Here is a 20,124-nt window from a genome sequence, read left to right on the forward strand (position 1 = left end):
AGGCTCCGTGAGGGGCGGGGGATTAGGTTGGCGGAGAAAGGTCTTCGGGCAGCCGGACTCGCGATGGGGGCGGGCATGACCATGCTAAAAGGAGCCAATGTTCCGGTGGCGGCTCACGCCGTGCGGGTCGAATTGGGGTGGCGCACCTCCCCGGGGACACCGGACGTCGATGGCTCGGCGCTCCTTGTCGTGTCGGGAAAGGTGCGCAACGACGCCGACTTCGTCTTTTACAACCAGCCCTCCCACGCATCCGGCGCGGTGCGCCACGAGGGCAAGCGGACCGCCGGTGACGGGGTGACGGACAGCCTCGCGGTCGACCTGGCGCGCATCGAGCCGGCCATCGAGCGCGTGGTCCTGGCAGCTTCTGCGGACGGCGGCACCTTCGGGCAGGTGACGGGACTGTACGTACGGATCACGGACGCGGCGGACGGCTCGGAGATCGCGCGCTTCGACAGTGCGGATGCGACGGTCGAGACCGCATTCATTCTCGGCGAACTCTACCGACGCCAGGGCGCCTGGAAATTCCGTGCCGTCGGTCAGGGGTACGGCACCGGCCTCGAAGGTCTCGCGACGGACTTCGGTATTTCCGTCGATGAACCACAGCAGACCCAGCCGTATCAACAACCCCAATCGCCTCAACAGCCCCAGCGGGGAGCGCGGGTTGACCATCTGTCGCCACCCCCGCCGGTCCTTCCGCCCGCACCGCCGACGGCGCCACCGGCACCTCCCGTACCCCCGGCCACCCCGCCGGTCCGCCTGTCGAAGGTGACTCTCACCAAGGAGGCGCCATCGGTCTCCCTCGCCAAACAGGGCGGCACTTCGGGAGCCCTCCGGGTCAATCTCAACTGGGAAGTGCGCAAACAGTTCAAGGGCTGGGGAAGCAAACTCGGCAGAGCGGTCGCCAACCACGCGGACCTCGACCTCGATCTCTGCGCCCTCTACGAACTCACCGACGGCCGCAAGGGAGTCGTACAGGCGCTCGGAAACGCGTTCGGCGCACTCCGGCAGCCCCCTTATATCCATCTCGACGGAGACGACCGCACCGGCGCCGTCTCCACCGGCGAGAACCTCACCGTCAACCTCGACCAGAAGGACAAGCTCCGCCGCGTCCTGATCTTCGTCACCATCTATGAAGGCGCCCGGAGTTTCGCCGATCTCCACGCGACCGTCACCCTCCGGCCCCAGCACGGCGCCCCGATCGACTTCTCCCTCGACGAATGCACCGTCCCGTCCACCGTCTGCGCGCTCGCGCTCCTCACCAACAACGGGGGAGACCTCACGGTGCAGCGCGAGGCCCGCTATCTCGTACCCGAGCGCGGAGTGAGCCCGCAGCGCACCATCGACTACGCCTATGGGTGGGGCATGAACTGGACACCCGGCCGTAAATGACCCCCCGGGGGTCCGGCCGGCACTGCGGCCATCGGCCCACGGACGGCTCCGCTCAACGGTCCGGCGCGGCCTCGGGACGGGCGTACGTACGCCCCTTCCAGGCCGCGCCCCGCCCCCGGTGGTGCTGAACCGCTGAATCGACGGTCATCAGCAGGTAGAGCACAGCGGTGAACGGCAGGAGCGGCGCCAGCCACAGCGACTGTCGGTAGTAGCCCAGCATCGGCATGTACGTCCCGGCCATCACCGCCCACGCCACCCCGCCCGCCCACGCCGCCACCGGAGCACCGCCCAGCAGCCCGGCGACGAGCGTGACCGGCGGCGCGAGATAGACCAGTGCGAGCCCCAGCACCGTCCCGAGGAGCAGCGGCGGACTGTGCCGCAACTGGGCGTACGCGCTCCGTGACACCATCCGCCACAGATCCGCCAGCCACGGATACGGCCGGACGCTGTCCACCCGCTCCGCGAGCCCCAGCCAGATCCGGCCGCCGCTGCGCTGCACCGCCCGCGCCAGCGACACATCGTCGATCACCGCCTGCCGGATCGACTCCGGCACCCGCGCCCGGTCCGCCGCCCCGGTCCGCAGCAGCACGCATCCACCTGCCGCCGCAGCCGTTCGCGCCCCCGCCCGGTTCACCCACCGGAACGGGTAGAGCTGCGAGAAGAAGTACACGAAGGCCGGGACGACCAGCCGCTCCCAGACACTCGACACCCGCAGGCGGGCCATCTGCGAGACCAGATCGAACCCGCCCGAGAGGGCAGCGGCGACCAGCCCCCGCAGGCTGTCCGGCTCATGCGCGATGTCCGCGTCCGTCAGCAGCAGAAACTCCGGCTCCCGGGCCCGGGCCAGCGAGATCCCGTGCCGCACGGCCCAGAGCTTGCCCGTCCAGCCGGACTCCGGCTCACCGGGCGACACCACCGTCACCGGCAGGCCCCCGTACCGCACGGACAGCGCACGGGCGACGTCCCCGGTGCCGTCCTTGCTGCAGTCGTCGACGAGGAAGATCTCCGCGGCCCCCGGATAGTCCTGCGCCATCAGCGACGGCAGACTCACCGGCAGCATGTCGGCCTCATCACGTGCGGGCACGACGATCGCCACGGACGGCCAGCGCTCCGGGGCCTCCCGGCGCGGCAGCCGCTGATCGGTCCGCCAGAAGAACCCTTGTCCCAGCAGCAGCCACACCCATGCGGCCAGCGAACCCACGGCGATCCAGGCAACGGCAGTCATTTGCCGCAGTCTGCCCCACTGTGACGGAACCGCAAGGGCGGTCGACTAAGGTGACCGGGTGAAGATCGCGCTCATGGATTCCGGAATCGGCCTGCTCGCGGCCGCCGCCGCGGTACGCCGACTCAGGCCCGACGCCGATCTGGTGCTCTCCTCGGACCCCGGCAGCATGCCCTGGGGGCCGCGTACCCCCGAGGACGTGACCGCCCGCGCGCTGGACGTGGCCCGCGCGGCCGCCGCCCACCGGCCCGACGCACTGATCGTCGCCTGCAACACGGCCTCCGTACACGCCCTGCCGGCGCTCCGCGCCGAGCTGGAACCCGCACTGCCGGTCATCGGCACCGTGCCGGCCATCAAGCCGTCCGTCGCCGGTGGCGGCCCCGTCGCGATCTGGGCCACGCCCGCCACCACGGGCAGCCCCTACCAGCGCGGACTCATCCGGGAATTCGCCGGCTCCGTCGCCGTCACCGAGGTCCCGTGCCCAGGTCTCGCCGACGCTGTGGAGCACGCGGACGAACCGGCGATCGACCGGGCCATTGCCGCAGCCGCCGCACTCACCCCGCGCGATGTGCGGGCCGTGGTCCTGGGCTGCACCCATTACGAACTGGTCGGCGAGCGCATCCGTGCCGCCGTGCGGAAGCCCGGTCTGCCTACGGTCGCGCTGCACGGTTCCGCCAGTGCCGTCGCTGCCCAGGCACTGCGCCGAGTCGGGGTCGGACCCGCTCCGTCGGCCGAATCGGCGGGCGGCCTCACCGTCCTCCTCAGCGGGCGCATCGCCGAGCTGCCGGAAACCGCTCTGGCCTACGCCGAGGGGCAGCTGCTGGGGGCCGTCAGCCCGGCCGGCTGACCCGGCGGAGGCCATTGGACCCATCCCCGGCGTGCGGAATCTTAAGTACGCTGCTTGGCATGAGGGACCACCCCCGAAAACCGAGGCACACCGGAGCCGACCCCCACTCCGACGTCTGGATCGGCCGGGCCACCAACCGGGCCCAGTGGGTACTCGCTGCCGCAGGCGCGGCCTGTCTGGCGCTCGGCATCCAGCTGGCCGTCACCTCCGACTGGGCCTCCGGAATCGCCCCGTTGCTGATGTCGGTGATCGGCTGCGTCGCCGCCGGACTGCTCATGCTGTTCGGCACACTCGCCTTTGTGAACGTGGCCGTCAGGGTCGACGGGGACGCTCTCGAAGTGCGCTGCGGCCACATGGGCCTGCCGCGCCGCCGGATTCTGCTCACCCATGTGGTGGGCGCGGAGTTCGCACCCCAGGTCACCCCGCGCCAGTGGGGCGGCTGGGGCTACCGCTGGCGCCCCGACCAGGGTACGGCCGTGGTGGTCCGCAGGGGCGAGGGCCTGGTGCTCCGGCTCGGTGACGGCAGGACGTTCACCATCACGGTCGACGACGCCGAAGCGGGCGTGCAGTTCATCCGCGAACGCCTGCACCTGTCGGCGACCGGCGCACCGGCGGGGGCCTGATCGCGGCCCGATGCGTTGCCTTCGGGATTCGCGACCGTCTCAGAGCGGGGTGGAGCGGTCCGTTCGTGGTGTGCGGCGGGCTGCGTCGCCGGAACGGTTGGCCACCCCATCTGCGCCCTCCGGACCACGTACCTGATCCGCACCATCCGGTCCGCGTGCCCCGTCCGTACCGTGCGCCCCTGTCGTACCGTCGCCGATGGGCCGCCGGGCCGACGCCAGCCCCGCGAGCAGCCCGGCGCCCGCGGTCACCGGAGTGAAGCTCAGCGCATTGCCGACGCTCGCCAGCACCGCGAGTGCGGTGAGCGCGGCGCCCGCCGTCAGGACGACGGCTGTGGTGCGGGGCGACCGCCACAGCACGTACAGCAGCCAGCCGAAGGCCGATCCCAGCAGCCCCACCCCCACCAACCCCTGCTCGGCCGCCTGCTGCAGAGGCGCCGAGTGCGGCTTGCCGTCGGAGTGGACGGTCTGCTCCACGGTGGGGCTCAGCTCGGCGAACCGTCCGGGGCCGATGCCCAGCACCGGATGTTTGCCGGCCAGCTCCGACGCGTCCTGCCACAGCAGCACCCGGTGCGCGGTGAGCGGACCCTCCAGGGACACCATGAGGCCCTGGGGCAGCGCGTCCGCGGCGATCGCCCATGACATAGCGACGACGAGACCAGTGGCCAGGGCGAGCCCGGCGAGGCCGAGCAGCCGTTGTCGCATTCTGGCGGCGGCCAGCGAACACAGCAGCACCCCGAGTGCCGCGGCGAACCCGGCCATCGAGCGCAGCGCCAGCGCGGCGCAGGCTGTGCCGAGCGCCAGCAGCCGCAGGGAGAAACGCAGTGGTGCCTGCCGGGACGCCGCAGCCGCGCAGCAGGCGGCGCCCGCGGCAAGCACCAGCAGTGCGGCGGCAGCCCCGGCGTGACCGGGCGCCGTGTCCACCGTGGCCGTGGCGCCAGGCATGCCATGACGCGAGAGGAGCCCCATGAGGAGCGCCCCCACGGCGGCAACCGTGGCCGTCGCCACCGGCAGCAGCGTTCCGCAGATCCGTCCACAGGCGAACCCTGCGGCGACGGCGAGCAGAGCCAGCAGGACACCTTCCGGACCGGTCTCCCGTCCGGCGGCGCTGATCAACGACCAGACCGCGCAGGCGGCGAGGATCACGGCCCCGGCTCCGTCGGAAGCGTTGCCGCGTTCTCGCGTCCGGCCCCGCCCCGCTGGTGCAATCGTCACGTTCGCCCCCGACCTGTGATCGTCCCGTTGGCGATCGGCCGGATCCGGCCGATCGGTGGGGGGCTGGCGGACACGGTAATGCCAGCGGCCCGGATCTGTACGGGAAAGTGGCGAAACGATCCGGCGCGAGGGGTTCCATCACGCGAGCGGGGCTGCCGGACACACAGCCGACCACCGTAGACTCCGCCCGGTGAGCGCCACCATCACCTCAGTCGACGACCCGCAGCAGCCCGCACCCACCCCCACGTCCCGGGGGAGACGGGTGATGCCGCGGCTCGTACGGCCTGCAGCCGCCGTGATTTCGGGAGTGCTGCTTTACCTGAGCTTCCCGCCCCGGCCCCTGTGGTGGCTGGTTCTGCCCGGCTTCGCCCTGCTCGGCTGGGTGCTGCACGAACGCAGACTGCGCACCGCGTTCGGCCTCGGCCTGCTCGCCGGTCTGGGCTTCATGCTGCCGCTGCTGCACTGGACGGGCGAAGAGGTCGGCCCGGTGCCGTGGCTGGCACTCGCAGCGGCCGAGGCGCTGTTCATCGCGGTCGGCTGCATCGGGATCGCCGCCGTCTCCCGCCTCGCCTGCTGGCCGGTCTGGGCCGCCGCTGTCTGGATCCTCGACGAGGGGATCCGGGCCAGAGTGCCGTTCGGCGGCTTTCCCTGGGGGAAGATCGCCTTCGGGCAGGCGGACAGCGTGTTCCTGCCGCTCGCGGCCGTGGGCGGCACGCCGCTGCTCTCCTTCGCGGTGGTGCTGTGCGGATTCGGTCTCTATGAGGCGCTGCGCCAGTTCCGTACCTGCCGCAGCACGCGTGAGGTGCCCCGGGCCGCCGTCGCCGCAGCCGCCGCGACCGTCCTCGTACCCGTCGCCGCCGCATTCGCCGCCCTGCCGCTCGTGGACGACTCGGCCGAGGACGGCACCGCGACCGTCGCCGCGATCCAGGGCAATGTGCCGCAGCTCGGACTCGACTTCAACGCCCAGCGCCGCGCAGTCCTCGACAACCATGTGCGCCGCACGGAACAGCTCGCCCAGGAGGTGAAGGCGGGCAAGATTCCCCAGCCCGACTTCGTCCTGTGGCCGGAGAACTCCTCCGACCTCGACCCCTACCGCAACGCCGACGCCCGGATCGTGATCGACGACGCGGTGAAGGCGATCGGCGTACCCACCGTGATCGGGGCGGTGGTCGAGCCCGACACCGGCAAGCTGCGCAACACCCTCATCCAGTGGGATCCGAAGAAGGGGCCTGTCAGCACATACGACAAGCGGCACATCCAGCCGTTCGGCGAATACATCCCGATGCGCTCCTTCGTACGCCTCTTCAGCTCCGACGTGGACCGTGTACAGCGGGACTTCGGCCCCGGAAAGCAGGTCGGCGTCTTCGATCTGGCGGGTACGAACGTGGGGCTCGTGACCTGTTACGAGGCGGCGTTCGACGACGCCGTACGGGACACGGTCGAGCACGGCAGCCAACTGATCGCCGTACCCAGCAACAACGCCACCTTCGGGCGCAGCGAGATGACCTATCAGCAGCTGGCCATGTCCAGGGTGCGGGCGGTCGAGCACAGCAGGTCCGTCGTCGTCCCCGTCACCAGTGGGGTCAGCGCGGTCATCCGTCCTGACGGGACGATCGTCCAGCAGACCAAGCTGTTCACCGCGGACGCGCTGGTGGACAAGGTGCCGTTGAGGTCCTCGCTCACGCCCGCGACCCGGATGGGCACGCTCCCCGAAGGAGTCCTCGCACTGATCGCCGTGGCGGGGCTCGGCTGGGTCACCATCCGTTCGGTACGGCTCCGGCGGAGCCGCTGATCCACTCGCGCGCCACGTATGGTCGGGCCCATGGCTACTCCTGATTTCATCCGCCAGATCCGCGCCACCGCGGGCCAACAGCTGCTCCTGCTGCCGGGCGTCACCGCCGTGGTCTTCGACGACGAGGGCCGAGTGCTGCTCGGACGCCGTTCCGACACCGGCAAGTGGTCGGTCATCGGCGGTATCTGCGAGCCGGGTGAGCAGCCGGCGGCGACGGCGGAGCGTGAGGTGTACGAAGAGACCGCTGTGCGCTGTGTGGCGGAGCGGGTGGTGCTCACACAGGCCCTGGAACCGGTGCAGTACGCCAACGGCGACCGCTGCCAGTACCTGGACGTCACCTTCCGCTGCCGGGCGACCGGTGGCGAGGCACGCGTCAACGACGACGAGTCGCTGGAGGTGGGCTGGTTCCCGGTGGACGCGCTGCCGCCCTTGAACGAGTTCGGGCTCTTCAGGATCAAGCAGTCCCTGACCGACGAACCCACCTGGTTCGAACCCACTGCCCAGCAGTGACATCCGGCGCTCGCCGGGCGGGCCCGGTTCTCGGGCCCGCCCGGCGAGCAGGGCTCAGACGGTTCGGGCGTCGGCCGGCAGCGCTGCGGGTGCGTCCGGCTCTGCGGCAGCCCCCTCGATGTCCGCGAGATCCCGGTTCCTGGTCTCCTTGGCACAAACAACTGCCAGCACGGTGAGGAGTGCTGCGGCGATGACATACAGCGAGATGGGGGTCGAGCTGTTGAAGTCCGCGAGCAGAGCGGTGGCGATGAGCGGCGCCGGGGCGCCGGCCGCGACCGACGAGAACTGAGCACCGATCGACGCACCCGAGTACCGCATCCGGGTCGCGAACATCTCCGAGAAGAACGCCGCCTGCGGCGCGTACATCGCCCCGTGGAAGATGAGCCCGACCGTGACGGCGAGCAGCAGATTCCCGAAGCTGCGGCTGTCGATCAGCGCGAAGAACGGGAACATCCACAGCGCCACGCCGATCGCACCGACGAGGTAGACGGGCTTGCGCCCGACCCGGTCCGACAGCGCGCCCCACATCGGGATGACCGCGAAGTGGACGGCCGAGGCGATGAGCACGGCGTTGAGCGCCGTCTGCTTGCTCAGGTCCGCTGCCGTGGTCGCGTAGACGAGGATGAACGCCGTGATGACGTAGTAGCTGATGTTCTCCGCCATCCGGGCTCCCATGGCGATCAGCACATCGCGCCAGTGGTGTCGCAGCACGGCGACGAGCGGCATCTTCTCGGCCGCCGCGGCGACCGCCTTGCGCTCCTCGGCCTGTGCCAGAGCCGCCTTGAACACCGGTGATTCATCGACAGAGAGACGAATCCACAAGCCGACGACCACCAGCACACCGGAGAGCAGGAACGGGATGCGCCAGCCCCACGCCCCGAAGGCCGAGTCCGACATGAGCGCGGTGAGCGCGGAGAGCACTCCGGTGGCGAGCAACTGCCCGGCCGGCGCACCCGTCTGCGGCCAGGAGGCCCAGAACCCGCGCCGCTTGGCGTCCCCGTGCTCCGACACGAGCAGCACGGCCCCGCCCCACTCGCCACCGAGGGCGAAGCCCTGCACCAGCCGCAGGATGGTGAGCAGCACAGGGGCGGCGGCCCCGACCGTGGCATGCGTCGGCAACAGGCCGATGGCGAACGTCGCTCCGCCCATCATCAACAGACTGAGCACCAGCAGCTTCTTGCGGCCGAGCCGGTCGCCGTAGTGCCCGAACACCAGGGCACCGAGCGGCCGGGCGGCGAAGCCGACCGCGTAGGTGAGGAAGGAGAGGAGCGTGCCGACGAGCGGCTCGGACTCGGGGAAGAACAGCTTGTTGAAGACCAGCGCGGCAGCTGACCCGTACAGGAAGAAGTCGTACCACTCGATCGTGGTCCCGATGAGACTTGCGGCGACGATGCGCTTGAGCGAGCGGGTGGTCGGCGGGGCGGATGCCGAGGCAGCCATGAACACCACTTCCGGGCGGTTGGCGGGGACGGTTTCGTGTCGCCACACCGTAGGAATGGGCAGGTCAGAGGCACATGTGGCGGGACACCATAGTTCTCGGGCCGGGTGTGCGCGGGGCCACCATGACGGGCACGTCGAGATTGCTTCGAGGGCCGTACTGAAGGCCGGCGGGCGCCTGTCCGAGTTGCGTCGTTCGGTGCGGTTCAGTGCCCTGGTGCTGACTCCCGTGCTGGTTTGGTGCTGACCTGAATCCGCATGTCAGCACCCCTGATCACCTGTCCCGTGCTGACTTGGTGCTGACTACGCAGCGTTGAACTTCGGCATTCGGGGCGGATTGGACGGGTAGTGCAGTGCTCCTCACCTCCGCGCGACTGCCGTCAGGCCCGGCGGGTCCCTGCGGAACCGTTGCCGGATGACGTCCGCCAGGAGAGCGGGTGTTGACGGGTCGGTGTTCCAATGAGGAACGAGGGCATCGGTTTCGGGTTTGCTCGCCTCAATGTCGAGGCAGGTTGCCGTGTTCAACACCACCGAGAAGGGGTCTCGGCCTGCGGGTCGAACGCGGCTGGCTCGGGCTGATCCTGACAGGCGTGTGTCTGGCGGCCGTTGCGACGCCGAGCCGATCACGATGAGTTGTTGCGGCGGCTGTCCAAGCGCAACAACGACCCGGAGTATGGGGTGATTTCGCCGGAGATGCTAGCCTGGGTATCCGCATCTCGGATCCCAGCCGCTGAACGGCGTCGGCACGGAAACGCTGCGCAGCTGGAAGAAGCGACTTGAGAAGGACCTCGGCCCGACCTCGATCCGCCTCGTCTGGGCGACGCTGTCCAGCGTCCTACAGGCCGCCGTCGAGGACCGCCGACTCGCACGCAATCCGTGCCGCTCAAGCACGGTCGGTCCGCCGGCCGCGGCACCCGGCAGAGTTGAGGCGTGGGCTCCCGAGCGTGTGCTGGCCGTATGTGCGGCAATGCCGGACCGGTACCGAGTCCTCGTCGAGGTCGGAGCGGGCCTGGGCCTCCGGCAAGGAGAGGCGCTGGGACTGAGTGCCGATGACTTCGACTTTGCCAAGGAAGTCGTCCATGTCCGGCGCCAGGTGAAGGTGGTGCGGACGAAGTTGTGCTTCGCGCTTCCCAAGGGCCGCAAGGTGCGAGACGTGCCTCTGCCTAAGAGTGTGGCCCTGGCCGTCCAGCGGCACATGGAGGTCTTCGCGCCAGTGCCGGTCACGCTTCCCTGGGACGATCCTCGTCCCCCTGAGACGCCTGTGGAAGCCAAGCACCGGCGGGCCGAGGACGTACAGCCCCTTGGTGACGGGACGCGAGCGGAAGGCGGTCAACCGGAACTTCTTCAACCCCTATGTCTGGAAGTCGGCCCTGGCCGGAGCAGGCGTCATCGCTCCACTACAGGAGAGCAGTCGGAGCGGATCCAGAGTGTGGGAGCCGTCCCGTGAGCACGCCCTACTATCGGCTACGTGCCCGGAACCAGGCACCCGCGTGATCAAACTTCCGAACGGTGAGCTCCGTTGCCGTCGGTCCGACCTGGATGCCTGGTGGCAGGCGTGCGAAAGGGATACGCCTGAATGGCGATGAGTTACAAGGTCCGCTTCTGGGACATCCGCGAGCGGCCTCAGCGTCGCAAGCCGTTCGAGGTCCGTTGGACGGTCAACGGCCGTGAGCGGTCGGAGTCCTTCATTACCAAGGGGCTGGCCGAGAGCCGGCGCGCGAAGCTCATGACGGCTGCCCGTGAAGGTGAGGCGTTCGACGAGCAGACCGGTCTGCCGGCTTCCGAAATCCGCGCCATCAGGCAGCGCACCACCTGGTACGACCTGGCCCATGCCTACATTAACGAGCGATGGGACCGAACGCCGGGCAACACCCGCCGTACTCTCGCTGATGCACTCGCCACCGTCACGCCCGCGCTGGTGCGGCCCGAAGCGCGCTACTCGGAGCCTAGGGTTCTCAGGCGCGCCCTGTATTCATGGGCGTTCAACAAACGAGCCTGGCAGAGCGAGCCGTCCGCCGAATGGCAGCGTGCCCTCGACTGGATGCAGCGGCACTCCCTGCCCGTCAGTGAGTTGATGGAACCAGACGTCGTGCGAAGGGCGTTGGACGCGCTTGGCCGTAAGATCGACGGCAAGTCCGCCGCGGCGAAGACCGCCCTGCGGAAACGATCGGTCTTCAGCGAGGTCCTCGGAACCGCCGTCGACAAGGGGTACTTCGCGGAGAACCCGCTCGCCAGGGTCAAGTGGCAGGCTCCTGGGGTGAGCGAGGAAGTGGATCCGGCCTGCGTGCCGAACCCCAACCAGGTTGCTCGCCTGCTGACCGCTGTAGGGAAACTACAGGGACGCGGCCCGCACCTTGAGGCGTTTTTCGGCTGCATGTACTACGCGGCCATGCGGCCGGCGGAGGTCATCCACCTGCAGATCTCACAGTGCCATCTGCCGAAGACCGGCTGGGGCATGCTCAACCTGAATGGAGCTGTCGTCACGGCAGGCAAGGAGTGGACGAACGATGGCGCGGTCCACGAAGTGCACTCCTTGAAGCGGCAGGCCGTCAAGGCGACGCGTCCCGTGCCGATACCGCCGTCGTTCGTGCGCACGCTGTCGAGATCACGTCGATCGCTTCGGCGTGGCGCCCAATGGGCGAGTGTTCCGCAATGCGGCTGACGGATACGTCGATGCAGCGGCCTGCGGCAAGACGTGGGAGCGGGCCCGTAAGAAGGCCCTGGCTCCCAATGAGCAGTCGACAGTGCTCGCCAAGAGGCCCTATGACCTCCGGCACGCCGGGATTTCGTGCTGGCTGCACTCCGGCGTGGATCCTGCCGAATGTGCGCGCCGGGCAGGCCAGAGCATCCAAGTGCTCTTCCAGTACTACGCCAAGTTCCTGGATGGTCTGCAGGAGCATTCCAGCCGGCTCATCGAGGAGTCGATGCAGGAGTGGAGTGGGCGCAGTGAGGACGGCAGTCCTCCGCAATCTGGCCCGTGTATGGCCCGGAACTGGAAGAACTGGGAGAAGGGGCGCATTTCGACGCCGCCCTGATTGGAGCGCCGGGCGCTCCCAGAAGGCGCTTGATCTGGGTAAAGCCCCAGGTCAAGCGCCTTCTTTCGTGCCGTTAGAAGAAGCCGAGCTTCTTCGGGGAGTAGTTCACTAGCAGGTTCTTCGTCTGCTGGTGGTACACCGCCCGCTTGGCTCTGACCAGCGCAAATGTGCCATGCGGAGGGGCATGGGCGGACCTTGGTCCGGGTATGGTCCGGATCTTGCGTCGGTTGGCGCGACCGCCGCTCCCAGCGCCGTGCAGGCTGGTGCGGTGGTGCTGCGCGGGCAATGGACGGTGCCCGAGGGCGCGAGCGAAATCGTGGTGTTCGCGCATGGCAGTGGCAGTAGTCGGCACAGCCCGCGCAACCGGTTCGTGGCCGCCGGACTGAATCGGGCCGGGCTGGGCACCCTGCTGTTCGACCTGCTCACCAAGGAGGAAGAGATCGAGTTGTGCCTCGCGGTTGAGGTCGAGCACCAGCTGGTCATGGCCCCCGACGATCAGCAGCGTGGGCGCCGTCACCGCCGGCAGTCGTGGCCCCGCCAGGTCGGGCCTGCCGCCCCGCGAGACGACCGCGGCGATCCGCGCTCGTCTCGGCGCTCACGATTGAGCCCTGTAGGGATCGACCGTCCTGGACTTGGACGACCGCGCCGCAGACGGGTCACATGTCCGGGCGCTCACAGCGGGGACCGATCCACGGGCGGGTGCGCCGCCGTATCGACTGCCACACCCTGGACGGTCGGGGCTCCCTGTCGGCTGCATCACCGCCCGAGGTCGGTTACGTTGGTAAAGCACCTGGTCAGAGGGGGTAGCAAGCCGTAACCCACTGGGGACGTTCCATGACCGGCCTGACCGTCATCCTGCTGCTCGTGGTCCTGGCCACAGCCGTGACGACCGGTGCTCGGCGCTGGAGCATGCCCGCCCCTTCGCTTCTCGTCGTTGCCGGTCTGATCGTCGGGTTGATGCCCTGGGTGCCCGAAGTTCGCCTGCCGCCTCATGTGATCAACGTGCTGGTGCTGCCGCCACTGCTCTTCGCCTCGGCCGGGGAAATCTCTGTCCGCGACCTGCGTACCGTGTGGCGGCCCGTGACCGGCCTGGTCTTCGGTCTGGTCCTCGCCTCGGCCATCGCTGTCGGGTACGTCGCCCGAGCGATCACGCCGCTCACTGCCGCGGCCGCGTTCATCCTGGGCTCCGTCCTGGCCAGTACCGACCCCGTGGCCGTTTCCGCGCTCGGGCGGCGCCTGTCTCTCCCACCGCGCGTGCAGGTGATGGTGCAGGCGGAAAGCCTGTTCAACGATGCCACGTCCCTGGTCCTGTACAAGGCCGCCGTGGCCACCGCGGTTTCCGGCAGCGCCCTCACCGTGTCCGGCACTGTCGAGCAGTTCCTGATCCTTGCCGGCGGAGGAGCCCTCATCGGCGCGGTTGTCGCCGGAGTGGTGACCCTCATCCGCAGACGGACCGAGGACCCCATGCTGGAGACCGTCATTGCATTGGTCACCCCGTACGCCTCGTACGTTGTTGCAGAGGACTTGCACACCTCCGGCGTGACTGCCGTCATTGTGTCCGGGGTCGTCCTCGGCAGCGCCGGCCACAAGCTCAGCATCGCCCCCGTCCGCCTCCAGGTCCACGCCGTCTACGACACCGTGACCTTCCTCCTCGAGAGCGTCGTCTTCGCTCTCATCGGCCTCGAGCTCCCCTCCACGGTCCGTCAGCTTGCGCACGACGAGCACGGCTGGCCGCTATGGGTCCCGGTGATCGTTTTCACCCTGCTTGCGATCCGCCTGCTGTGGATCTTCCCGCTGTCCGCCCTGATCCAATACCGGCACACGGAGGGAGACAGTCGCCTCTCCTGGCGTGTTCCGGCCGTCTTGTCCTGGGCAGGCACCCGAGGCGTCATGCCGCTGGCTGCCGCACTCTCCATCCCCCTGGTCACCCACACGGGGGCGCCGCTGCCGCATCGGGCCCTCATCCTCATGCTCACTACCGGGACCGTCGCGCTCACTCTCGTCTTCCAGGGGTTCACCCTCGCCCCTGTCGTCCGCCTCACCGGCATCGCACTGGAGCCGGAGCACTCCGCGCGCGAGGAGTCCCGGACCCGCCGGCACATTGCCAAGGCCGCTCTCGAAGAGCTCAAACAGCTGGGCGACCCGGACCAGCTCGCGGAACTGGGTGCCGCCGCCGAGGCCGCTCTGAATCAGGCCCGCCGCCATTTGGAGGCGCGTATCCACCAGGCTGAAGATGCCCACTACAGCGACCCGGACGCCCGTCCTGCCGACGCCTACCGCGAGATACGTCGGACACTCATTGCCATTGAGGCGGCCGAGCTCCAGCACCTCTACGAAGCGAACAAGATCAGCAACGCCACCCGGCGCCGGATCCAGCGGGAACTCGACCTCGAAGAAGCCAGCCTCCGCGCCCGCGGCTGATCAACCGGTCCCGGTACCGATCGCGGGACTCGAGCTGCGTCACCCGAGCCGAAGGCCGGATCCGGGCCGCCCGCGCAACGGGACTGCGCAACGGGACTGTGCAACCTGCCCGTGCACGAAAAGGTGTTGGGGCGACCCCGGGCAATCCTGCTCTGCAGAGCAGCTGCTCACCGGCTCTCCATGGGGGCGAACGGGACCCGGTCGGCGGCCCGTTGTCGCGTTGCTCGGTGATCGGGGTGGCTCGCCCTGACCTGTGGCCGGGCGGCAACGGGGCCCTGTCGTTCTGCCGAAGCATCTGGTCAGGGATGGCATGTGATGTGCAGGTGAGCTGCGGCATTGTTGGCGTATCCCCTGGGATTCCAGACGGTCGCCGGGGATTCGGCCTGCACGGCCGCGGTGGAGTCCCAGGCGCGTGCGATGATCTCGGCCTCGCCCGGGGCAGGGTGAGCGTGGCGCGCCAGTGCTGCCACGTCCAGGGGTTCTCCGGTGGGTCGAGATCCGCGTGGGTCCAGGTGCCGCCACCGTCGGTAGAGACATCCACGCGCGCCACGGTTCGGTCGTCCCCGGCGAAGGCGAACCCGCTGACCTCGGCCGGGCCGGACGCCAGGTGGGCGTTCTTGCCGGGCCGCAGGATGGCGCAGTGGATGGCGATCGGACCGAGGGTGATGCCGACGCCGGGTCCAGTCGCCCCAGAGGCGGCTTCCGGGGGCAGGATGCTGTATTCGGTCTGGAAGTCGCGGCCAACCCCTGGCGGGGCCGGTACGACGTCGGTGACCTCACGGGCAGCGAATGGGTGGCCGAGCGCCTTCCCGGAGCGCGGATCGTGAAGGCGTTCAACACCCTGTTTGCCGCGTTCATCGCCGCGGACCCCCAGCACGAGGAAGGCCACCAGGCGGTCTTCTACGCGGGCGACGACGCCGACGCGAAGGCGGCCGTGGCCGCTTTGCTGAACCAGTTCGGGTTCGCCGCACTGGACCTCGGTGGTCTGCGAGAGGGCGGGCGGCTGATGCAGCTCGACGGCCCGCTCAGCGCACCGCACTTCCTGCTTCAGGATGCCGGCTGACGACCCAGACCTCGGTCACATCGGGCGCGCGCATGTCCAGCGCACACAGGAGGAGCGTCATGAGCCGTTGTGTCGTCTACACCCGCGGCGGGTCGCCCGTCCCCTCGTGTGCCCGCCAGAACCATCGCCCGGTCGACGCCGCCGGATCGCCTCTGAACAAGGAGTTACGTGATTTCCGAACGCACATCAGAGCGGGCGCGGGAGCACGGCTCGCTAGCGGCTCGTCACGCAGCCTTGGCCGGGTAATTGGTCCAGGTGCGGATCGGCGAGTCGGGGGCGAAGTTGGTTTTCGGTTCGGCGCGGGTGTTGTGCCAGCGGATGTAGGCGCCGATGGCGGCGTTCTGCTCGCTGTGGCTGCGGTGGTCGGTGCCGTTCAGCGCGAAATAACGCAAGGCTGCGACGCTCTCGGAGCGTAGTCGCCCTGCATACGCAAGTTGCCGCTGTTGGTGGCGACCTGTCTGAGCCCGGCCGGGGTGATCGGCCGCGTTCCCGAACCTGTGGGCGAGGCAGTCACACTCGGGGGTGGGCGGGCTGGACTGAACGAACGGGACCACGCAAGACTGCAACAACAAGGGCCTCCCTGTCGCTCTGGCTTCGATAACCGCGAGCTACCAGGAGGCCCTTTCTTCATGCCCGCACAGCGGCAAACTTACCCGATCCAGCTCCCTGTTCGATCAAGAACGACCGCACGATCGGAAAGACAACAGCTTGTCAGTCCGGCAAGGTTGCCAGTGCTTCGCGCAGCTCATCGGTTGAGTACCCAGTGCGTAGGGAAATCTCCCGGGGACTGTGAGCATGGAGGACCCAGCGCGCAGCGGGGGCCCACCACTGCGCGACGCTCGCGGGAACGGTGACGGTCATGTGGGCGGGCGCCGCCCGAGTGTGGTTGTCTCCGTCGCGGGCAAGAGTTGGTGCGGCGTCCGATTCGGGGAACGTCGTCGAGAAGACAAGTGTCAAACGGTGAGCTTCCCCATGCTCTTTGGACTGCCGACGAGCGCTCCTGAGCCGTGACAACAGATCTTCCAGTTCTTCGGCATCGCATCCGAAACCCTGCAGTCTCTCGGCGGGGAACTCATTGAGTTCGCGTGTCAGGAAGTAAAGCCTTGTGAACTCCGAGTGGGAGAGACTGACGCTGCGGCTGGTTTGCTCGGACATACCGCTCCTCTTATTCCAGGTCCTCGAAGTAGGAGTATCCCCCCTTGGGGGTGAACACGGTGCCCCCGTCACCGTCCACGATGACCACGGCCTCCTTGTCCGGGTCCCAGAAGGCCTCTCGACCATTTCGCAGTCCGTATTTCGGTTCGATGTTGGGTATGCGCTCGTTGATCACTCCGTCGACGTAGAACTTCAGGGCCTTGGGGTCGACTCCTCGCACGTAGTGCGTTCCGTTGCCGTCGGGGCGGAGCGCTTCACCGTTGGCGTGGTCCGCGATCTTCTCCGACTCGGGTTCGAGGTCGTAGGGACGTGGCCCGGCGCCCCGCTCGCCGAGGTCGGCAGCGATGTTCCGGGCCTGTTGTACCGCCCACTGCGCGGTGGGGTGCGCGGTCACCCCGGTGAGGTGCAGTCTCCGGGTGCCGTGCTCGATGAACGCCATCGCGTACAGGCGCTTGCCCCAGGCCGTGTCGATATGGAAGAAGTCCACGGCAAGGATCCCCTGAGCCTGCGCCGTGATCCGTCGCGCCAGGTGGGGCCGGAGCGGCGCGGGGCCGGGTCGATGCCTGCTGCGTGCAGGATCTCCCAGACCGTGGAGGCCGCGATGGGGTGCCCGAGTCGGGCCAGTTCGCCCTGGATGCGGCGGTGGCCCCAGCGGGGATTTTCATCGGCCAGGCGCAGCACGAGACTCTTGAGTGCGGCCGCCGTCGGCGGCCGTCCGGTGCGGGAGCCGTCGGCGGAGTAGTCCCACTTCCTGGCGATCAGTTTGCGGTGCCAGGCCAGCAAAGTGCCGGGGGTGACGGGGAAGACGGCGGCCCAGCGGCCACGCGGTATCAGCGAGCTGAGGGCGGCGAGCCAGAATCGGTCGGCCGGCTCATAGCGCACCCTGCCCTCCGCATGCCTGCGCAGGATGGCATTCTCGTGCCGCAGCACCAGCAGTTCGGCATCCTTGGCGGAGTCTCGACGCAGTAGGACCGCGGGGACGGACAACAGCGCGCGGGCGGTGCGGTAGAGCAGGGACACGATCATCAAGGCAGCATTACAAGTCCCCACCGACGACCCTGGAGGAGGGTGCTGACCAGCAGCGATGACTTTACGAGCCCCACACCCCCGCGCTCCCGTGCTCCTACGCCAATGGCAGTTCCGCGGCGTGAACCCCGCGCCGATTCCCTTCGGGGCAAGATTCCGATCACGAGGTCCCTGTCGTCGTGCCGTCACGAGCACAATGGTCGGCAGCCCCATGTGAGAGAAGCCGGCCTCACACCTTGAGGGCTTCACACGACGCTGAGCATCCCTCGGGCACGCCGCGGGCATGCGCCCTTGAGGCCACCGTCGTTGCGGACTCTGCTGACGTACGCGGGACGCGTTGACCGGCCCGAGAGGATCACGCAGCGTTGCACGGTCGGCCCTCCCATGGTGAGTTAAGCGGTCGCCGACCATCTGCGTCTGGCTTGGTTGTCGCTGTTCGGGCGGTGCTTGGTGTGCCACCGGCTGAGTTTGACGCGCAGTCAGCATGGTTCGCATTAAGAAACTATGGTGCGGACGGAAGAACGCCGTTGCTCGCGGGTGAGCGTGCTGGGCGGTGCAACTTGGCGCGCTGCGCCAAGAGTTCTGACAGGCATGAGACCGTACGGTCCGTTTTGGTGCATGCGATGCGAGCGGAGCACCTCGACCGAACTCGAGTCCTTCGCTGCCGCAATCTGCCCAGATGGTGACCCAGGTCACTCTTGACCAATCCCGATCTTGACCAGATATTTGGCTGACTTTTGTGAAGGCTATGTAGGTAATGGGGCGGGGCATGTGAATGGCGGGGTGTGGCGTCGAGTGCGTCACGGTGTGTGCGCGCTGGTTGTTGCGGCCACAGTGGCGGGTTCGATTCCCGCTCTGACCTGGCAGGCTGTGGCCGTACCCGCATCCTCTGGTGAAGCTGCGGGGGAGTCAGCATCGCCGGAGTCGAGAGCTTCGGCTGCTGCGGCAGAGTCGGGTGAACGTGTAGAGGTTGTGGAGGAGCGCACCGAGCGGGAGACGGTGTTCGCGAATCCTGACGGGACGACGTTCACGCTGGAGAAGTCGATCGCGCCGGTACGGGTCGCGGCCCAGGGCGGTGGCTGGGTGGATCCCGATGCGACGTTGGTGAAAAAATCCGACGGTTCGGTCGGTCCGAAGGCCGCGCCCGGCCGTTCCCAAGGTATGGACCCACCTGGCCGGTGTCTTCAACGCCACCGACAACACGATCACTCTCTACGTCAACGGTGAGCCGCAGGGCACCACACCGTTCACGACGCCATGGGCGGCGACCGGACGTCTGCAGATCGGCCGCGTTCAAGGGTCGGGCACATACACGGACTACTTCCCAGGCGTCATCGATGAAGCAGCGGCGTGGCAGGAGGCACTGACCGAGGTACAGGTGAAGCAGGAGAGCACGCTGCTCGACGCGTACGGAAAGCCTTCCGCGGAACTCGTCGCCTCATGGAACCCCGCTCAAGCCACTGGCACGTCGATGGCCAACAGCGCACCGGGTTATGACGGCACCCTGTCTCTCTCCTCGGGCGCCTCGCTGGTCGACGACGAACTGGTACTGGACGGCACCTCGGGTGCCGGGACCACGCCGGGCCCGGTGGTTGACGACTCGGGGTCGTTCACGGTGACGACACAGGCAGTCGTCGACGCCGCCAGGATGGTGACGAAGCCGGACAAGTACAAGGCCCAGATCCTCGGTCAGCGTACGGCCACCGGATCTTCTTGGAGCCTGTGGTTCGAGAAGACCGGTACCCGGCAGGAGCCCGTGCTCGACGAGAACGACGAACCGGTCCTCGACGAGAACGGCAACCCGGTGAACAAGACGGTTCCGGTCGGCCGGTGGAACTTCGGCCGTCTGACCGCGGACGGCACAGGGGCGTCGGTCGTCAGTAGGGAAGAAGCCGTCCTGGACTCCGAGGTCCGCCTCACGGGTGTCTACAACGCCCAGGACAGGACTATCCAGCTCTATCTCACCTCGGATCCTCAGGGAGACGACGCCATGGCCTACACCGCACAGGTCGGCGGTGGCGAGCTCTCCGTTGGCAAGGGATATCTCGGAGCTTGGGGTAACTACCTGCCCGGACGGATCGGCGACATTCGTCTCTGGGCGGGAGCAATGAGCGACGGCACACAGGTCTACGACGTCGTCGGAACCTGACATCGCCCCGCTGCTCTGTCAGCTCGCCGCGGGGTCGGCCGTCACGGCCGGCCCCCGCGGTCCCATCATCCCGCTCCGCCCCAGCGCCGCCTTTCGCCTATCGGTGACCGGCCCCTTTCCCGGAGAGAAGACGTGTTCGTTTCCAGACCCTTCCCCACGTTCCTGAAGCGCGGCGCAAGACGCCAGCCCGGCACCGGGACCAGGAAGACCCGCATCCCCTTGGTCGGAGCACTGGTTCTCGCA

General features: G+C 68.4%; 16 protein-coding genes and 6 pseudogenes. 13 read left to right on the top strand and 9 right to left on the bottom strand.

Annotated elements, in window-relative coordinates:
- Positions 1-63 precede the first annotated feature (63 nt).
- Positions 64-1,389, top strand: a complete 1,326-nt coding sequence (locus OG609_RS36740; protein ID WP_327278309.1) for a TerD family protein — start codon at positions 64-66, stop codon at positions 1,387-1,389.
- A 52-nt stretch (positions 1,390-1,441) separates the two neighbouring features.
- Here the strand turns inward: OG609_RS36740 and OG609_RS36745 are convergent, their stop codons facing one another.
- Positions 1,442-2,614 carry a glycosyltransferase gene (locus OG609_RS36745; RefSeq protein WP_327276776.1) on the bottom strand — a complete coding sequence of 391 codons (1,173 nt, stop codon included), beginning with the start codon at positions 2,612-2,614 and terminating at the stop codon, positions 1,442-1,444.
- A 58-nt stretch (positions 2,615-2,672) separates the two neighbouring features.
- On the opposite strand from OG609_RS36745, the gene OG609_RS36750 reads away from it, so the two are divergent.
- Both OG609_RS36750 and OG609_RS36755 read left to right on the top strand, forming a co-directional pair.
- On the top strand, positions 2,673-3,458 hold the full coding sequence (locus OG609_RS36750) for a glutamate racemase (RefSeq protein WP_327276777.1): 786 nt from the start codon (positions 2,673-2,675) through the stop codon (positions 3,456-3,458).
- Positions 3,459-3,517: 59 nt separating this feature from the next.
- A complete protein-coding gene (locus tag OG609_RS36755; RefSeq protein WP_327276778.1) occupies positions 3,518-4,081 on the top strand; it encodes a hypothetical protein in 564 nt (187 codons plus the stop codon).
- 39 nt (positions 4,082-4,120) lie between these two features.
- Here OG609_RS36755 and OG609_RS36760 read toward each other — a convergent pair whose 3' ends face one another.
- Positions 4,121-5,287 carry an O-antigen ligase family protein gene (locus OG609_RS36760; RefSeq protein WP_327278310.1) on the bottom strand — a complete coding sequence of 389 codons (1,167 nt, stop codon included), beginning with the start codon at positions 5,285-5,287 and terminating at the stop codon, positions 4,121-4,123.
- Between the two features lie 196 nt (positions 5,288-5,483).
- On the opposite strand from OG609_RS36760, the gene lnt reads away from it, so the two are divergent.
- On the top strand, positions 5,484-7,085 hold the full coding sequence (gene lnt, locus OG609_RS36765) for an apolipoprotein N-acyltransferase (RefSeq protein ID WP_327276779.1): 1,602 nt from the start codon (positions 5,484-5,486) through the stop codon (positions 7,083-7,085).
- Positions 7,086-7,115: 30 nt separating this feature from the next.
- Positions 7,116-7,595: an NUDIX hydrolase gene (locus tag OG609_RS36770; protein ID WP_327276780.1), complete on the top strand. Its 480-nt coding sequence runs from the start codon at positions 7,116-7,118 to the stop codon at positions 7,593-7,595.
- Positions 7,596-7,649: 54 nt separating this feature from the next.
- Here the strand turns inward: OG609_RS36770 and OG609_RS36775 are convergent, their stop codons facing one another.
- The gene (locus OG609_RS36775) at positions 7,650-9,035 is read right to left on the bottom strand and encodes an MFS transporter (protein ID WP_327276781.1); all 1,386 of its coding nucleotides are present in this window, start codon (positions 9,033-9,035) and stop codon (positions 7,650-7,652) included.
- A 1,452-nt stretch (positions 9,036-10,487) separates the two neighbouring features.
- Between OG609_RS36775 and OG609_RS36780 the strand changes: the two are divergent.
- The 4 genes and pseudogenes from OG609_RS36780 to OG609_RS36795 form a co-directional block, all read left to right on the top strand.
- A pseudogene (locus OG609_RS36780) lies at positions 10,488-10,618 on the top strand (helix-turn-helix transcriptional regulator); the annotation flags it as partial.
- On the top strand, positions 10,615-11,694 hold the full coding sequence (locus OG609_RS36785) for an integrase (protein ID WP_327276782.1): 1,080 nt from the start codon (positions 10,615-10,617) through the stop codon (positions 11,692-11,694). The pseudogene OG609_RS36780 and the gene OG609_RS36785, both read left to right, overlap by 4 nt.
- On the top strand, positions 11,675-12,067 hold the full coding sequence (locus OG609_RS36790; RefSeq protein ID WP_327276783.1) for a hypothetical protein: 393 nt from the start codon (positions 11,675-11,677) through the stop codon (positions 12,065-12,067). Before OG609_RS36785 ends, OG609_RS36790 begins: the two co-directional genes overlap by 20 nt.
- A gap of 253 nt (positions 12,068-12,320) precedes the next feature.
- A pseudogene (locus tag OG609_RS36795) lies at positions 12,321-12,503 on the top strand (phosphoribosyltransferase); the annotation flags it as partial.
- Here the strand turns inward: OG609_RS36795 and OG609_RS36800 are convergent.
- A pseudogene (locus tag OG609_RS36800) lies at positions 12,504-12,644 on the bottom strand (phosphoribosyltransferase); the annotation flags it as partial.
- 257 nt (positions 12,645-12,901) lie between these two features.
- Here OG609_RS36800 and OG609_RS36805 point away from each other — a divergent pair.
- The gene (locus OG609_RS36805) at positions 12,902-14,488 is read left to right on the top strand and encodes a Na+/H+ antiporter (protein ID WP_327276784.1); all 1,587 of its coding nucleotides are present in this window, start codon (positions 12,902-12,904) and stop codon (positions 14,486-14,488) included.
- A gap of 299 nt (positions 14,489-14,787) precedes the next feature.
- Here OG609_RS36805 and OG609_RS36810 read toward each other — a convergent pair whose 3' ends face one another.
- Positions 14,788-14,958: a hypothetical protein gene (locus tag OG609_RS36810; RefSeq protein ID WP_327276785.1), complete on the bottom strand. Its 171-nt coding sequence runs from the start codon at positions 14,956-14,958 to the stop codon at positions 14,788-14,790.
- A 32-nt stretch (positions 14,959-14,990) separates the two neighbouring features.
- Positions 14,991-15,155: pseudogene (locus tag OG609_RS46380) on the bottom strand (sulfite oxidase); the annotation flags it as partial.
- Between OG609_RS46380 and OG609_RS36815 the strand changes: the two are divergent.
- Positions 15,096-15,551, top strand: a complete 456-nt coding sequence (locus OG609_RS36815) for a hypothetical protein (RefSeq protein ID WP_327276786.1) — start codon at positions 15,096-15,098, stop codon at positions 15,549-15,551. The pseudogene OG609_RS46380 and the gene OG609_RS36815 overlap by 60 nt on opposite strands.
- A 224-nt stretch (positions 15,552-15,775) precedes the next feature.
- Here the strand turns inward: OG609_RS36815 and OG609_RS36820 are convergent, their stop codons facing one another.
- From OG609_RS36820 to OG609_RS36830, 3 genes and pseudogenes are all read right to left on the bottom strand, one after another.
- On the bottom strand, positions 15,776-15,943 hold the full coding sequence (locus OG609_RS36820) for a hypothetical protein (RefSeq protein WP_327276787.1): 168 nt from the start codon (positions 15,941-15,943) through the stop codon (positions 15,776-15,778).
- Positions 15,944-16,262: 319 nt separating this feature from the next.
- The gene (locus OG609_RS36825; RefSeq protein WP_327276788.1) at positions 16,263-16,706 is read right to left on the bottom strand and encodes a hypothetical protein; all 444 of its coding nucleotides are present in this window, start codon (positions 16,704-16,706) and stop codon (positions 16,263-16,265) included.
- Between the two features lie 322 nt (positions 16,707-17,028).
- Positions 17,029-17,732: pseudogene (locus tag OG609_RS36830) on the bottom strand (integrase core domain-containing protein); the annotation flags it as partial.
- Between the two features lie 1,171 nt (positions 17,733-18,903).
- On the opposite strand from OG609_RS36830, the pseudogene OG609_RS46385 reads away from it, so the two are divergent.
- A pseudogene (locus tag OG609_RS46385) lies at positions 18,904-19,053 on the top strand (LamG-like jellyroll fold domain-containing protein); the annotation flags it as partial.
- A 57-nt stretch (positions 19,054-19,110) separates the two neighbouring features.
- The gene (locus OG609_RS36835; protein ID WP_327276789.1) at positions 19,111-19,881 is read left to right on the top strand and encodes a hypothetical protein; all 771 of its coding nucleotides are present in this window, start codon (positions 19,111-19,113) and stop codon (positions 19,879-19,881) included.
- Positions 19,882-20,124: the final 243 nt, after the last annotated feature.

Source organism: Streptomyces sp. NBC_01224, from assembly GCF_036002945.1.
Taxonomy (GTDB): domain Bacteria; phylum Actinomycetota; class Actinomycetes; order Streptomycetales; family Streptomycetaceae; genus Streptomyces.

What these genes read in the sequence shown, in the direction of transcription:
- OG609_RS36740 (WP_327278309.1), top strand. Translation starts at nt 64, where the DNA reads ATGGGGGCGGGCATGACCATGCTAAAAGGAGCCAATGTTCCGGTGGCG.
- OG609_RS36745 (WP_327276776.1), bottom strand. Translation starts at nt 2,614, where the DNA reads ATGACTGCCGTTGCCTGGATCGCCGTGGGTTCGCTGGCCGCATGGGTG.
- OG609_RS36755 (WP_327276778.1), top strand. Translation starts at nt 3,518, where the DNA reads ATGAGGGACCACCCCCGAAAACCGAGGCACACCGGAGCCGACCCCCAC.
- OG609_RS36770 (WP_327276780.1), top strand. Translation starts at nt 7,116, where the DNA reads ATGGCTACTCCTGATTTCATCCGCCAGATCCGCGCCACCGCGGGCCAA.
- OG609_RS36775 (WP_327276781.1), bottom strand. Translation starts at nt 9,035, where the DNA reads ATGGCTGCCTCGGCATCCGCCCCGCCGACCACCCGCTCGCTCAAGCGC.
- OG609_RS36785 (WP_327276782.1), top strand. Translation starts at nt 10,615, where the DNA reads ATGAGTTACAAGGTCCGCTTCTGGGACATCCGCGAGCGGCCTCAGCGT.
- OG609_RS36805 (WP_327276784.1), top strand. Translation starts at nt 12,902, where the DNA reads ATGACCGGCCTGACCGTCATCCTGCTGCTCGTGGTCCTGGCCACAGCC.
- OG609_RS36825 (WP_327276788.1), bottom strand. Translation starts at nt 16,706, where the DNA reads ATGTCCGAGCAAACCAGCCGCAGCGTCAGTCTCTCCCACTCGGAGTTC.